The sequence below is a fragment of the Serratia proteamaculans genome (assembly GCF_008830365.1).
Lineage (GTDB): Bacteria > Pseudomonadota > Gammaproteobacteria > Enterobacterales > Enterobacteriaceae > Serratia > Serratia proteamaculans.
On record NZ_WBKI01000001.1, the window covers coordinates 767554 to 781492 of the forward strand.

Annotated in this window: 15 protein-coding genes; 10 read left to right on the forward strand and 5 right to left on the reverse strand. The window is 55.8% G+C overall.

All coding sequences use genetic code 11. The features are described 5' to 3' along the window. Positions 1-5: 5 nt before the first annotated feature. From F8R23_RS03675 to hycA, 3 genes are all read right to left on the reverse strand, one after another. Positions 6-1874, reverse strand: a complete 1869-nt coding sequence (locus F8R23_RS03675; RefSeq protein WP_129938141.1) for a proton-conducting transporter transmembrane domain-containing protein — start codon at positions 1872-1874, stop codon at positions 6-8. Beyond that, positions 1874-2488, reverse strand: coding sequence for a 4Fe-4S dicluster domain-containing protein (locus tag F8R23_RS03680; RefSeq protein WP_129934653.1), 615 nt, complete (start codon positions 2486-2488; stop codon positions 1874-1876). The genes F8R23_RS03675 and F8R23_RS03680 overlap by 1 nt, the downstream gene beginning before the upstream one ends. Positions 2489-2575: 87 nt before the next feature. Next, entirely contained in the window at positions 2576-3043 is a 468-nt protein-coding gene (gene hycA / locus F8R23_RS03685) for a formate hydrogenlyase regulator HycA (protein ID WP_099062029.1), read from the reverse strand. Between the two features lie 263 nt (positions 3044-3306). Here hycA and hypA point away from each other — a divergent pair, with 263 nt between their 5' ends. The 6 genes from hypA (at position 3307) to flhA (ending at position 9026) form a co-directional block, all read left to right on the forward strand. Next, a complete protein-coding gene (gene hypA, locus F8R23_RS03690) occupies positions 3307-3651 on the forward strand; it encodes a hydrogenase maturation nickel metallochaperone HypA (RefSeq protein ID WP_151415280.1) in 345 nt (114 codons plus the stop codon). Between the two features lie 15 nt (positions 3652-3666). After that, positions 3667-4461: a hydrogenase nickel incorporation protein HypB gene (gene hypB, locus F8R23_RS03695; protein ID WP_099062031.1), complete on the forward strand. Its 795-nt coding sequence runs from the start codon at positions 3667-3669 to the stop codon at positions 4459-4461. Continuing rightward, the gene (locus F8R23_RS03700) at positions 4452-4745 is read left to right on the forward strand and encodes a HypC/HybG/HupF family hydrogenase formation chaperone (protein WP_129934651.1); all 294 of its coding nucleotides are present in this window, start codon (positions 4452-4454) and stop codon (positions 4743-4745) included. The genes hypB and F8R23_RS03700 overlap by 10 nt, the downstream gene beginning before the upstream one ends. Beyond that, the gene (gene hypD, locus F8R23_RS03705; protein WP_129938143.1) at positions 4732-5859 is read left to right on the forward strand and encodes a hydrogenase formation protein HypD; all 1128 of its coding nucleotides are present in this window, start codon (positions 4732-4734) and stop codon (positions 5857-5859) included. Before F8R23_RS03700 ends, hypD begins: the two co-directional genes overlap by 14 nt. Beyond that, a complete protein-coding gene (gene hypE / locus F8R23_RS03710) occupies positions 5856-6869 on the forward strand; it encodes a hydrogenase expression/formation protein HypE (protein WP_129934649.1) in 1014 nt (337 codons plus the stop codon). Before hypD ends, hypE begins: the two co-directional genes overlap by 4 nt. Positions 6870-6959: 90 nt before the next feature. Further along, entirely contained in the window at positions 6960-9026 is a 2067-nt protein-coding gene (gene flhA, locus F8R23_RS03715) for a formate hydrogenlyase transcriptional activator FlhA (RefSeq protein WP_129938144.1), read from the forward strand. Between the two features lie 74 nt (positions 9027-9100). Here flhA and F8R23_RS03720 read toward each other — a convergent pair whose 3' ends face one another. Next, positions 9101-9322 (reverse strand): hypothetical protein, encoded by a 222-nt coding sequence (locus tag F8R23_RS03720; RefSeq protein WP_129934647.1) that lies wholly within the window; start codon positions 9320-9322, stop codon positions 9101-9103. 17 nt (positions 9323-9339) lie between these two features. Further along, the gene (locus F8R23_RS03725) at positions 9340-10311 is read right to left on the reverse strand and encodes a hypothetical protein (protein WP_129938145.1); all 972 of its coding nucleotides are present in this window, start codon (positions 10309-10311) and stop codon (positions 9340-9342) included. Positions 10312-10550: 239 nt separating this feature from the next. Between F8R23_RS03725 and F8R23_RS03730 the strand changes: the two genes are divergently transcribed. The 4 genes from F8R23_RS03730 (at position 10551) to F8R23_RS03745 (ending at position 13864) form a co-directional block, all read left to right on the forward strand. Then, positions 10551-12047 carry a helix-turn-helix transcriptional regulator gene (locus tag F8R23_RS03730; RefSeq protein ID WP_129934645.1) on the forward strand — a complete coding sequence of 499 codons (1497 nt, stop codon included), beginning with the start codon at positions 10551-10553 and terminating at the stop codon, positions 12045-12047. A gap of 106 nt (positions 12048-12153) precedes the next feature. After that, positions 12154-12405: a CsbD family protein gene (locus F8R23_RS03735; protein WP_129934644.1), complete on the forward strand. Its 252-nt coding sequence runs from the start codon at positions 12154-12156 to the stop codon at positions 12403-12405. Between the two features lie 274 nt (positions 12406-12679). Beyond that, positions 12680-12997, forward strand: coding sequence for a cupin domain-containing protein (locus F8R23_RS03740; RefSeq protein WP_112349836.1), 318 nt, complete (start codon positions 12680-12682; stop codon positions 12995-12997). A gap of 264 nt (positions 12998-13261) precedes the next feature. Next, a complete protein-coding gene (locus F8R23_RS03745) occupies positions 13262-13864 on the forward strand; it encodes a TetR/AcrR family transcriptional regulator (protein ID WP_232811040.1) in 603 nt (200 codons plus the stop codon). Positions 13865-13939 lie beyond the last annotated feature (75 nt).

A 13939-nucleotide genomic window follows, 5' to 3' on the forward strand; every position in this document is an offset into this window, starting at 1 on the left:
TCTCCTCAGGCAAAAGCCACGACCAACAGCACCGCCAGTTCTACGGCGGCCAAGCCACGGCAGAAGGCTACGAATGCGTTACGGTGTAACCCATTACCGAAGTTTTCCGGCAGCCAGCGGCGCAGTTGGTACAGCGGGGCAAACATCACCCGCAGCGGTTGAGCAAAGCCGGTCGCGGTGATCACCATCGCATCTTCATGCCCATAGCCGCAGGCCCAGGCACTGCCTTGCACCCGGCGAGGTTGGCGACGTGCCTGATAACGCGCCGCGATCAACAACGGCAGTAGCGGCATCGCCAGCAATAAAATGGCAATCAGCGGGGTGGAAACCAGCGTACCGGTGAAGGAAAGCGACTGTTCGGTCGTCATACCGGCCAGGCGGGCAAACAGCGGAATGATCCAGGGTGCACCCAGGCCGCAAACCAGACACAACAAAGCGGGCAGCGCATGGCTCAGCGTCAGGCAAAGGTTGGCCTGAACGGCTTTCGCGGCGGCGGCACAGCGTGGTGCCCCCAGACAGGCGACACCAAAGACCTTGCTGACGCACATCACCGCCAGCGCACCGGTCAGGGCCAGGGCCACGGCCAACAGCGGGCCGAACAGATGACCCATAAAGCCGGGCGCAGCGCTAAAGTGGAACAGCCCCTGGTAGATCAACCATTCACTGGCGAAACCGTTCAACGGCGGTAATGCCGCCATCGCCACCAGGCCAATCAGCAAAGAAACAGCAGTCCAGGGCATCAGCCGTGCCAAACCGCCCATTTTTTCCATGTCTTTCAGCCCGGTCTGCTGTTCAATTGCTCCTGCTGCCAATAGCAATGCGCTTTTGAACAGGCTGTGATTCAGCAGGTGGAACAGGCCACCAATCAGGGCGGAGGCAGTCAGTAACGGCAGTTGCAACGCCATACCGACCATGGCCCCCCCGATACCCAGCAGGATGATGCCGATATTTTCCAGCGTGTGGTAAGCCAGCAAGCGGCGCAGATCGTGTTCCATCAGCGCATACAACCCACCGAAAAAGGCGGTGCCAGCAGCCAGCAGCAGCACCAGTAATCCCCACCACAGCGGCGGCGTGCCCAGCAGATCCAGTCCGACTTTCAAAATACCCAGCAGGCCGACCTTCATCAGCGCGCTGGAAAACAGCATGGCGGCGGAGGCTGGCGCACTGCTGTGGGACTGTGGCACCCAGGCATGTAACGGCATCACCCCGGCAAAAATGCCAAAGCCGGCCAGCGCCAGCAGGAAAACGCCGTTGCGCAGCGCGTCCTGCAATGGCGTGGCGCGGATCACGCTGAACTGCAGGCTGTGGCTGTGGGAATAGATCAGCGCGAAGGCGAGCACTAACAGCAGGGTGCCTGAGCGCATCAACAAGAACTGACTATGCCCGGTGCGCAGGCTTTTAGCGCTCGGGGCATGGACAATCAGGAAATAGCTGCACAGTGCCGCCAGCTCGAGTAACAAAAGCAAAGCCAGGGCGTTATCGGCCATTACCGCGGCGCTTAATGCCGCCAGCATCAGATTGATTAATCCAACCTGTCGGCCACGGGCGTGCGGGTTCAGCCTGGATAAGCTGCCTGCGTGATACAGCGCGGCAAAAATCCCGCTGAGCGCCATCACCAGCAGCAACAGAGCGTTAAGGCCACTGATTTCCACCGCGTAGTGCAACCACGGCAAACGATCGCTGTGCAGTGGCGCAAACAGCATTTGCAGTGCCGCCAACAGCGAAGCGACAGCACAGAGCAAGGTGCCGCCACTCAGCAGGACGCTGATGCGTGACCAGGGGGCCAATAACCAGCCCAACAGGGCGCAGAGTAAATACCCCACCAATGCCGGCGTCAGCAGCAACAACGGGTCGGGCAGAAGGGCATACATCATCAATTCGGCTCCTTGTGGGATCCAGGGGCGGCGGCGAACGGCAACTCGGCGCTGAGCGCCTGCATGGCGTTGCGCCTTTTCTGTTCGCTGGCGTTGCGAACGTCCAGGTCAGTGACCAGCCGGATAGCCTGGGTTGGACAGGTGCGGATACAGGCCGGGCCTTCGGGGCTGAAGTCGCAGAGATCGCATTTCACCGCCACGGCACGCACACCGGGTACACAATCCAGGAAGGCGCTGATCGGGCGTGGTGCCTTGGCCGCTGGCAGTGCCCGCGGGGTGTTGCAGTCGGAGGGGATCGCCAATGGGCTACTGCCGCCGAAGCCAATTGCCCCGAACGGGCAGGCAATACCACAGAGCTTGCAGCTGATGCACAGGCTTTCGTTCAGTACGATGGCGTTATCCTGATGACGAATAGCGTTGACCGGGCATACCTGTGCACAGGGGGCATCCTCACACTGGTGGCACATCACCGGGGCCGAGTCGCGGGCGTTACGTATCACCTGCAAACGGGGTAATGCCTGCAAACCTTGCTGCCGGTGTTCCGCAGAACAACTGGCCATACAGGTATTGCAGCCAATACACAATTTGGGGTCCGCAATAATAAAGCGGTTCATGCACACTCCTTGCTTCGTCATTTATGACGAAATCGTCAGTAAAAAATGACGCTTCGACAGTTTTCTGTCGGTGATTAACGCCGACGGTCAGACGGGTAAGGTTATTTTCTTCAGTGCATCATGAATGGCGTGGCCGTCATGCAGGGAATCAAACAGACATTGATAAATAACGGCGATCTTATCCAGGTAATGATCAAATACCGCCTGCATATCGCGGTTGTTTATTACACCGTCGATATTGCCATTTTCATCCAGTGTGGCATGGGCGAATGGGGCAAAGTTTTCCGGCTCATGGGCCGTGGCCAGATTAATGCGGTAGCAAATATCACGGCTGTAAAAGCCCTCGCTCAGTTGGATACTGACCGTAAAGTGGTTGAACAGCACGAAGCGCAAATCGTTTTCCTGCCCGTAGGTAAACTGATGATTAATCTTCTTTTTGGTGGTGGTCACCGCTTTGACCAGGGTGCTGTGGTAAGTCTGCCACTGCGCCATCAGACGGTTGCTTTTGTTGGCGATATAATCGGCCTGACTGGTTACTTCACTGATTGTACTCATTGTCGTCACTCGATATTGATGGTCGTTGTCGAAATAGCTCCGGGTCAGCGAGTTAAAGCATAAAGCGTGCCAAGCTCCGGTAGGTTTCATTATTTCCTTTTAATTCAATTATCAGGATTAAATTAACCCGCCAGCCGGTTAGGCAATGAACGGGTTAATCACTGACGATGACATGACGCTCGACAAATATGTCATTGGTGACTTGGCACCCTATTTGCAATGTGAGGTAAATAACGCGTTTTATCGCCATTAACGGAGGCCAGATGCACGAAATAACCTTGTGCCAACATGCGATGGAAATAATGCAGCAACAGGCTAACCAACATCATGCGCAGCGTATTACCGCGGTGTGGTTCGAGATTGGCGCATTTTCCTGTGTCGAAGCGGAGTCATTGAGGTTCTGCTTTGACATGGTATGCCGCGATACCTTGGCCGAAGGCTGCGAACTGCATTTGATCGAACAGAAAGCGCTGTCCTGGTGTTATGACTGCCAGGCCAACGTCGAGTTACTGATGCCGCAGGTGCTGGTTTGTCCACACTGCTCCGGGCGCAACCTGCGGGTGCAGGCCGATGATGGCTTGCAGATAAAGCGTCTGGAAATTGAATAACAGAGGGGAACGAATATGTGCAGTACCTGCGGATGTGCCCAGGGCGAACTGACGATTGAAGGGGAAGTGAAGGTGCCATTCCGCCCGCAACGCAATGTGCAGGGCGATCTGCATTACGGCTTGGGGTTGGCGGGCACCCATGCGCCGGGCATCAGCCAGCGCCGGATGCTGGAAATTGAAACCCGGGTGCTGGATAAAAACGATCGCCTGGCGGAAGGTAACCGGCAATATTTTGCCGGGCAGCATATTCTGGCGCTGAATCTGGTTTCCAGCCCTGGCTCCGGCAAAACCACGCTGCTGACAGAAACCTTGCTGCGGCTGCGTGGTCGGCACCCGTGCGCGGTGGTGGAAGGTGACCAGCAAACTACCAACGATGCAGAACGCATCCGCGCCACCGGCGTGCCGGCGATTCAGGTTAATACCGGGAAAGGTTGCCATCTGGATGCGCAAATGGTTCACGAGGCTGCCCGGCGTCTGGAACTCAAACCCCATAGCCTGTTGTTTATCGAAAACGTCGGCAATCTGGTTTGCCCAGCCAGTTTTGATCTCGGGGAACGCCATAAGGTGGCGGTGCTTTCGGTCACCGAAGGGGAAGACAAGCCACTCAAGTACCCGCATATGTTTGCTGCTGCCCGGGTGATGCTGCTCAACAAGATCGATCTGTTGCCGTATTTGAACTTCGACCTGGCCACCTGCATCGACAATGCCCGTCAGGTGAACCCGACCATTGAGGTGATTACCCTGTCGGCGACCAGCGGCGAAGGCATGGATCAGTGGCTGGCCTGGCTGGAGGAACAGCTATGTGCATAGGCGTTCCCGGGCAGATCGTGGCGCTGGATGAAAAGCAGCCTCAGCACGCCTGGGCTGAAGTCTGTGGCGTGCAACGGGAAGTGAACATTGCGTTGGTGCGTCAGGACGGTGAGCCAAGGGAAGCGATGATCGGCTGCTGGGTGCTGATCCACGTGGGGTTCGCGATGAGTCGCCTTGACCAACAAGAGGCCGAGGATATGCTGGCGGCACTGCAGGCGATGGGGGAAGTGGAGCAGGATGTAGCGCTGTTTCTGGCGGGGGAAGGCAACCATGCATTACGTTGATGAATTCCGCGATCCGCAACGGGTAAAAACCCTGCTACAGCATATCCGGCAGCGAGCGGTGCAATTGCCGTTTACCGCTGAGCGCCCCTTGCAAATCATGGAGGTTTGCGGTGGCCATACTCATGCCATTTTCCGCTTTGGGCTGGATAAGCTGCTGCCCCCACAGATTGAATTTATTCATGGCCCCGGCTGCCCGGTTTGCGTGTTACCCATGGGCCGTATCGATGCCTGCTGCGAAATCGCCGCTCACCCGGAGGTGATTTTTTGCACCTTCGGCGATGCGCTGCGGGTACCGGGCAAACAAGGCTCGTTACTGCAGGCTCGCGAGCGCGGGGCCGACGTGCGGGTGGTTTATTCGCCGTCGGATGCACTGATGCTGGCGCAGCAAAATCCACAGCGGCAGGTGGTGTTCTTTGCCCTGGGTTTCGAAACCACCATGCCGGTCACCGCGATCACTTTGCAACAGGCCCGGCTGGAAGCGCTCGACAACTTCAGCGTGTTTTGCCAGCACATCAGCCTGATCCCCACCTTGCGCAGCCTGTTGCAACAGCCGGATGTGCGCATCGACGGTTTTCTGGCGCCTGGTCACGTCAGCATGGTTATCGGCACCGAGCCCTATGACTTTATCAGCCGGCAATACCACAAGCCCCTGGTGGTAACCGGCTTTGAACCGCTGGATATCTTGCAAGGGGTGATGATGCTGATTGAACAGTTCGTCGGGCAGCAGAGCCAAACCGAAAACCAATATCGGCGGGTGGTGCCGGAACAGGGCAATCTGCTGGCGCAGCAGGCGATGAGCGATGTTTTTGTGCTAAGCGGTGGCAGCGAATGGCGTGGTCTTGGCACCATTGCCGACTCCGGCATTGCCCTGACCGCTGCCTATCGTGCCTTCGATGCAGAAAGACGCTTCCGTCCGCAGCATCGGCAGGTGGCTGACGATCCTCATGCCCGCTGTGGGGAAGTGTTGACCGGGCGCTGCAAACCGCGAGATTGCCCGTTGTTTGGCCGTGGCTGTACGCCACAAAACGCCTTTGGTGCGCTGATGGTGTCTTCAGAAGGGGCCTGCGCCGCCTGGTACCAATACCGTCGTGAAACAGAGGAAACCCCGGCATGAATAACGTGATTACCATGGCTCACGGCAGCGGCGGCACGGCGATGCAGCAACTGCTGGATGAGATTTTCTTGCCGGCCTTCGCCAACCCACAGTTGGATCAGCGCGAAGATCAGGCCCGACTGGATTTGGCCGAGTTAACCCAACAGGGCGATCGGCTGGCATTTACCACCGACAGCTACGTGATTGACCCGATTTTCTTTCCGGGCGGCGATATTGGCAAACTGGCGGTTTGCGGAACGGCTAACGATCTGGCAGTCAGTGGCGCATTACCGCGTTATCTCTCCTGCGGTTTCATCCTCGAAGAGGGTTTGCCATTGGCCGATTTACAGCGGGTGGTGGCTTCGATGGCCGCCACCGCGCAGCAAGCCGGTATTCGCATTGTGACCGGGGATACCAAGGTGGTGCAGCGGGGTGCCGCCGACAAAGTGTTTATCAATACTGCCGGGATCGGGGTGATCCCACCGGGCCTGGATTGGGCGGCGCCCCATATCCGTGTCGGCGACGCCGTCATTGTCAGCGGCACCTTGGGCGACCACGGGGCGACAATCCTCAACCTGCGGGAAAAGTTGGGCATGTCGCTGGACGTGATCAGTGACTGCGCGGTGTTGGCTCCGTTAATCGCGCCATTGCGTGCCATTAACGGCGTGCGGGCACTGCGTGATGCCACCCGTGGCGGGGTCAATGCAATTCTGCATGAGTTTGCTCGTGCGGCCGGTGTGGGGATCGAGGTGGAAGAGAATCTACTGCCGATAACGCCGGCGGTTCGGGGCATTTGCGAATTGCTGGGGCTGGATGCCATCAACTTTGCCAACGAGGGAAAACTGGTAGTGGTAGCCGCACCTGAAGCCGAATTTGAAGTGCTGGCTGCCTTGCAGGCCCACCCGTTGGGCAAGGCCGCTGCGGTGATTGGCCGAGTGACGGCAGGACGTCAGGTGAGACTGCAAGGCGCTTATGGCATCAGCCGCCTGCTGGATTTGCCGCATGCTGAACCTTTGCCGCGCATTTGTTGATCCGGTCGGGGGAGAACCTTGCCGCCCAGCGTTACACTTTGTGACGTGACTCACTAACATCATCATCGCGACTCAGGCAAGTGATAAACAATGTCGAATGCACAATTAGAAAAACAAGAATTACTCGAAATAACTCGCACGCTGCTCAGTCAGCACAGCTTCGCCGATCTGTTACGGCAACTACGCCCGCTGCTGCAACGTCAGCAACTGGCTGACAGTGTGACACTGGTGCTGTTTGACCCACACAGTGAGCGCGTGTGTTTTCATGGGCTGGACGCGCAGCGGCAGCCGGTTATCTATCAGGATGAAACCCTGCTGGCTAACGGGCCGGTCAGTCAGTTACGGCAGAGCCCACTGTCACAACGTTGGCAGAGTGAAGATCTGCATGCGCGTTACCCGCAAATCAGCGCCCTGGCGTTGTACCCAGCCTTTAGCCACTATTGCCTGATGCCACTGCATGCCGGTGGCACCCTGATTGGCGGTTGCGAACTGTTACGCAATAGCGCGCAACCTTTCAGTGATGCGAGTCTGGTGCAGTTACAGACGCTGATGGAATTGGTCGCGTTGGCGGCGGAGCAGATCACATTGCGTGAGCAGGCAGAAATTCGCCAGCGCCAGTTGCGCCATGAGCGAGACGATTACCGTGTTTTGGTCGACGTGACCAACGCGGTACTGTCAAAGCTCGATCTGGATGATTTGATTGGCGAAATCTCAACGGAGATCCACCGTTTTTTCAAGATCGACGCCATCAGCATGGTGTTGTGTGTCGATAAAACCGATCAGGTGACCGTCTATTCCACACATTACTTGCAAGACGACGTGGTCGAACGCCAACAGTACAGCGTGGCGCTGGCAGGAACCTTATCGGAACAGGTGATGCAGAGCGGCGAAATGCTGCTGCTGAACCTCAAGCATTCCGATCGCCTGGCGGCTTATGAACGCCAACTGTTCGATCTCTGGCATGATCAAATCCAAACGCTGTGCCTCTTGCCACTGGTGTTTGGCAAAAAGACCCTGGGCGTATTGAAGCTGGCACAATGTCAGCCGGACAATTTCAACGCTGCCAATCTGCGGGTGTTGCAGCAGATTGCCGAACGTATCGCCATTGCAGTGGACAATGCGTTGGCCTACCAGGAAATCAACCGGCTCAAAGAGAGCCTGGTGCATGAAAACCTGTATCTGACCGAGCAAATTAACGGCAATAACCCGGACTTCGGTGAGATTGTCGGGCGCAGTGTGGTGATGTCTGCGGTGCTGAAACAGGTCGAAATGGTGGCCAAGAGTGACTGCTCGGTGCTGATCCTCGGCGAAACCGGCACCGGTAAAGAATTGATTGCTCGCGCTATCCACAACCTTAGTGAGCGACGTGACCAGCGTATGGTGAAAATGAACTGCGCGGTGATGCCGGCCGGTTTGCTGGAAAGCGATTTGTTTGGTCATGAAAAGGGATCCTTCACCGGGGCCACCAACCAGCGGATGGGGCGCTTTGAACTGGCGGATAAAGGAACGCTGTTTCTGGATGAAGTGGGGGAAATTCCCGTCGAACTTCAGCCTAAACTGCTGCGGGTATTGCAGGAGAGGGAGTTTGAACGGGTAGGTGGTAACAAGGTGATTTCAGTGGATGTGCGTCTGATTGCCGCCACCAACCGGGACCTGCAGCAAATGGTGGCCGACCGTGAGTTTCGCAGCGACCTGTTTTACCGGCTGAATGTCTTCCCTATCGTCATCCCACCCTTGCGTGAGCGGCCGGAAGACATTCCGCAATTAGTGAAGTTTCTTACCTATAAAATTGCACGGCGGATGAAGCGCACCATCGACAGCATTCCGGCAGAGACCCTGCGTCTGCTGAGTCAGATGCCCTGGCCGGGCAATGTGCGCGAGCTGGAGAATGTCATCGAACGGGCGGTATTGCTGACGCAGGGTACGGTACTAAATCTGGAGTTGCCCGAACTGCGCTATCCGGTGCCTTCGATGGCCTTACCCTTGCCGGCAGCGGAGCCGACCCTGGCGGGAGAAGACGAATGCCAGCGGATTATCCGCGTGCTGAAGGAAACCAACGGCGTGGTGGCCGGCCCCCGTGGTGCCGCGCAGCGTCTGGGGCTCAAACGCACTACGCTACTTTCACGTATGAAGAAGTGGGGGATTTTGGTCAAGTAAGCAGCATGGAATCATTAAAAGGCCCAAGTCCGGCGGAGTCTCCGGCTTGGGCCTTGTTTGTCGCTTAATTTGAATTAGAGTGTCACTTCATCGCTCTCATGCGGCCTTTGCTTGCGCAGCAGATGCAGCAGTAAAGACACCCGTCGCTCCGTTCGTTCCGGCGTATCCGGCGGCAAATTATAGCGCAGGGTATAACGCTCGTTTTTTTCATTGAAGAAATCGATAACCAGTACCGGTATCGAAGCCCCAACCACTTTGCGATAATTCAATGAGATCGATGACAGGTCTCGTTTCATGACGCATCCATCCTTGATCAACTCACAACAACGTTGCGACGTGTTGATACCGCAATCCGTCCGATACCAAAACTCAGCGCGGCACCCAACAGCAGCATCAGCAAGGAGCCCCAGGCGGCACGGGAGACTTGTTTGGCTGCCACATCTGCCGCTTCGCGGGCTTTCTGTTCAGCCTGAGCCTTCAGTTCTTCGACTTTTTGTACTGCCTGCTGATAAGTCTGGGCGTAGTTGTCGACAATTTGGGTCGCTTCAGCGTGGCTCTTGCCGGTTCGAGCCGCAACGATGTTTACCAGTGCGTCCTTATCAGCGGCATTCAGGGTTGGCTCACCGGATTGCTTCACGCGCTCGAACCATTGCTTAATCTCCGCTGCGGCCTGGGCCGGATCGGTGGCAACATCGGTCGCCGATTGTTTACCGTCCGCACCAACCTGTTCGGTTTTTTGTTCCAATTTGGACGGGTCTAATTCCGGCTTGCCGGTTTGCTTAAGCGTGGTAGCCAACTGATTTTGCAAATCATCCCAATCCAGGCTGATGCCTTGTTTGTCGAGTTGCTGTTTAACGCTGTCGCCAATGCCCGGTGCCGCCGCCGCCAGGCCGTTGCCCGCCAGGGATAATCCTTTACCAACGGCATTCCCGGCCAGACCGACCACGCCGCTTGCCAACGAAATAACCAGCCAGGTGGTCAGCAAGGTGGTGACCGCCCAGCTCAACAGGCCGTGTAAACCGCCCCGGTTGGGTGCGGTTCGGCCGGCGACAAAGGCCCCTGCGGCCAGGGAGAGCAAGGTGGTGACAAACAGCCAGATGCCGGTTCCGACACCGAAGCCACTCAGGGGATTGCCTGCCTGCATCGGGTCCACGGCCGATGCGCCGACAGCGGTACCCAGTACACTCAATATCAGATAGGTCGCCAGTGCCATGGCGCTCCCGGCCAATATTGAGCCCCATGAAACGTGAAACGCAAAGCGATTGGATTCATAGACAGTGGTCATTGTTATTCCTTATATTTACTGGACTAAGGGGTTGTACGCACAGCAGTCCGCTGCGCCGACAGAATCAGTCTGCCGATCTGCACCACCGATCGTCCCGGTTCATTTGCACCCTTGGCGCTAGTGCATTCACACCCCGCGAATGAACTACTTAAGCACTATGCTGGTTGGCACGTCGCATCATTGCCAGGCGCGAAGATCACCACTTGGTGGCCCGAGGCCTTTTGTCTTATGGAGAAATAATGAGCCAGTCCGTTCTTGCCAGCGAAACTAACCGCAGCCAACTACAACAGATCATTTCAGGATTGACCGAAGGGGTGATCCTGACCGAAATCGATCAGACCATTCTGTGGGCGAATGAAGCCGCGCTGAGCATGCATGGGCTGACCAAACTGAGTGAGCTGGGAGCCAATGCCCAGGAGTACGCGGAGCGTTTTGCCTTGCGTTATCGCAACAATCATCCTTTGACCGCAGAGCAATTCCCGATTAACCGGGTGGCCAAGGGTGAAGAATTCAGTGATGTGCTGGTCGAGGTAAAACCCATCAGCGAGCCGGAGTTTATCTGGGTTCACCGTTTGCGCAGCCTGATTATCACCGACGCTAAAGGGCAGCCCGAGTTATTGGTATTGATCCTGAGTGATGCCACCGAGTGGGCCAGTGCCGAAGATCGCTTTGAAAAAACCTTCAACGCCAATCCGGCACCCGCGGTGATCTGTAGCCTGAACGACCTGCGTTACATCAAAGTCAATCAGGGGTTCCTCGATATGACCGGTTACCACCGCGATCAGGTAATGGGCAATTCGGTCTACGCACTGGATGTACTGGAGCAGGCGGAAAATAAGGAACTGGCCGTGCAGCGCCTGAGTGAAGGGGCAACCATTCCGCAGATGCAGGCCGAGTTAAAACTGCCCGCCGGGGGAACCAAACTGGTGATCGTCGCCGGGCAGCCGCTGGATATCAATGAAGAAGATTGCATGCTGTTTACCTTTACCGACCTTGAGCCTCGCCGCAAAGCCGAGTCGGCGTTACGCGAGAGTGAAGAGCGGTTCGCCAAGTCCTTTCGTTTGAGCCCGGTCCCGACGCTGGTGTGCACTGCGGACAAGCAGCGAGTGCTGGATATCAACGAAGCCTTTATCAAGACCACCGGATACGCCGCTGGGGAGCTGATCGGCAAGACGGTCGAGGATCTCAATGTTATTGATGGGCAGGGGGAATGTCGCCGTTTGTTTACCCTGCTGGCAAAAACCGGCAACGTCGAGAGTCAGGATGTTAAAGTCCGTAAAAAGGGCAATGACGTGATCGACTGTGTGGTCTCCGCCGATGCTGTGAGTATTCAGGACGCGCCCTGTTATCTGTTGGTCATGATGGACATTACCGAACGCAAACGGTCGGAACTGGAGTTGGTGTCCGCCATCGAGGAGGTGATGCAAGATGCTTCCTGGTTCAGTCAAACGCTGCTCGAAAAACTGGCCAATGTGAAAAGCATCAATAAACCCCATCTGTCTGGGGTTTCCTTCACCGATCTGACTGCCCGTGAGCGCGATGTATTGGGGCTAATCTGCGAAGGCCTGCCTGACAAGAAAATTGCTACACGCCTTAATCTTGCCGCCAATACCGTGCGTAATCATGTGGCTACGGTGTATTCCAAACTCGACGTGCACAGCCGTAGTGAGGCCATTGTCTGGGCCCGTGAACGGGGGTTATTTGCCGGTGAACGGCAGCCTAAAAAGGAAAAGTAGGGCGCAAATGCACTAGTCAATTTCATGCAAATTGACCTTATGAGTGGCTAGGGGGCAGCTTAGTATTGAGGCAGTCATCTACCGATACCAAACTCAGGAGAACAGGATGAACAGCGATAAAATCGAAGGTGTTATGGATAAAGTTGTCGGCAAAACGCAGGAAGTTGCGGGGAATGTGACGGGCGATGAGCGCCTGCAAGCCGAGGGGAACGCCCGCTACGTGACGGGTGCAATACAAGAAAAATATGGCGATGCCCTGGGCTGTGTCAGCGATCTGGTCAAGAAGAAGCCACTCACCACTGTGGCGATCTTTGCCGGCGTGAGTTTATTGGCTGGCCTGCTGTTACGTCGCCGATAACCCTGTATTAATCGCCCGCACTCTGCGGGCGAACTCTCCCTCAGATGTGCCCCCCTGCGTCAGACCAAACCCTTCGTCGTCCCCGCAGTCATCTTATGCAACTTCGCCAGTGATTCCCCTTTGCAGCCGCAGACTTCTCATAACCCGGGCAAAGAACCTTTGCCTCTGATTTTGCGTCTGGGGCATACGTCCTATATATTTATTAACAGGCCCAAAGGCCGTTAGGGAATTGTGATACTTGATCCAACTAATCACCGATTACTAGGAAGCTATCATGCATAAAAGAACACTGGCGACACTGCACTACGAAAAAATGCCTTACGATGGAGTCTATTACCATATTTTAAAACGTGAGGCGCAAGGGCACACGGCGCTGTTGAAACTTGATGCTGGCAGCCAACAGTCAGCCCGTTTTCATCCGGGTTGGGTCAAACTGATGGTTTTGTCTGGTGAACTCAAAATTGGGGATCAGATTCTGCAAACGCATGAGATGTTGATGATCCCGGCGAAAACCGCCTACACGGTGGAGGCCATCACCGAAGTTTACTGCCTGGCGATTTCTGAACTGGACGGAGTAGAACTGGCTCGCTAGAGAGGGCTCCTGACAGAGTAGCCAGCCTGGCCCCGCATGGGCTTATCTGGTGGAATTCCCCGTCACTCAGCGGGGAGTTCTGATTTTAGCGCTGAAAGATATAACAACCCGCCTGATAGATAACCTCTTGCTACTCATCTGTCACTCTCCTTGTTTCTCTGGGGGAGGCGTTTGCCGTTTAATGTAGATTGTGACGTATTAATATATTGGTCACTCATTGTGAATCAAAACTCACAGAGATAAGCTATACCGATGAATAAAAAAATGAAGACACCCCAAACACGCGGCCCCTCTGATCACAGCGTTCGCGATCAGGTCGTAGAGGCGGCTACAGAATATTTTGGACATTACGGGTTTGAAAAAACCACGGTGTCCGATCTGGCCAAGGCCATCGGTTTTTCCAAGGCTTATATCTACAAATTTTTTGAGTCCAAGCAGGCGATTGGCGAGGTAATCTGCACCAATCGCCTGGCCATGATTATGGCGCTGGTGGATTCGGCGATCGCAGAGGCACCCACCGCCTCAGAGAAGCTGAGACGCCTGTTCAAGACGCTGTCAGAAACCGGCAGCGACTTATTCTTCCATGACCGCAAGCTGTATGACATTGCCGCTGTTGCCGCACGCGATCGGTGGCCTTCAGTGAAGGCGCATGAAGTTCATTTGCAGCAGGTTATTCAGCAAATCCTCCGAGAGGGCCGCGAGTCCGGGGAGTTTGAGCGCAAGACCCCGCTGGACGAAGCCGTCAGTGCGATTTATCTGGTGATGCGGCCCTATATCAACCCGGTACAACTGCAATACAACCTGGAAACGGCCGGTGAGGCTGCGGTGCTTTTATCAGCATTGATATTGCGCAGTCTGTCGCCTTAATGCCATTTGTGACCATTGACATAATTGGTCACTGGTTAGAGAATGCGGTTCTTGTCCTGTTAATGACGTAAGGGA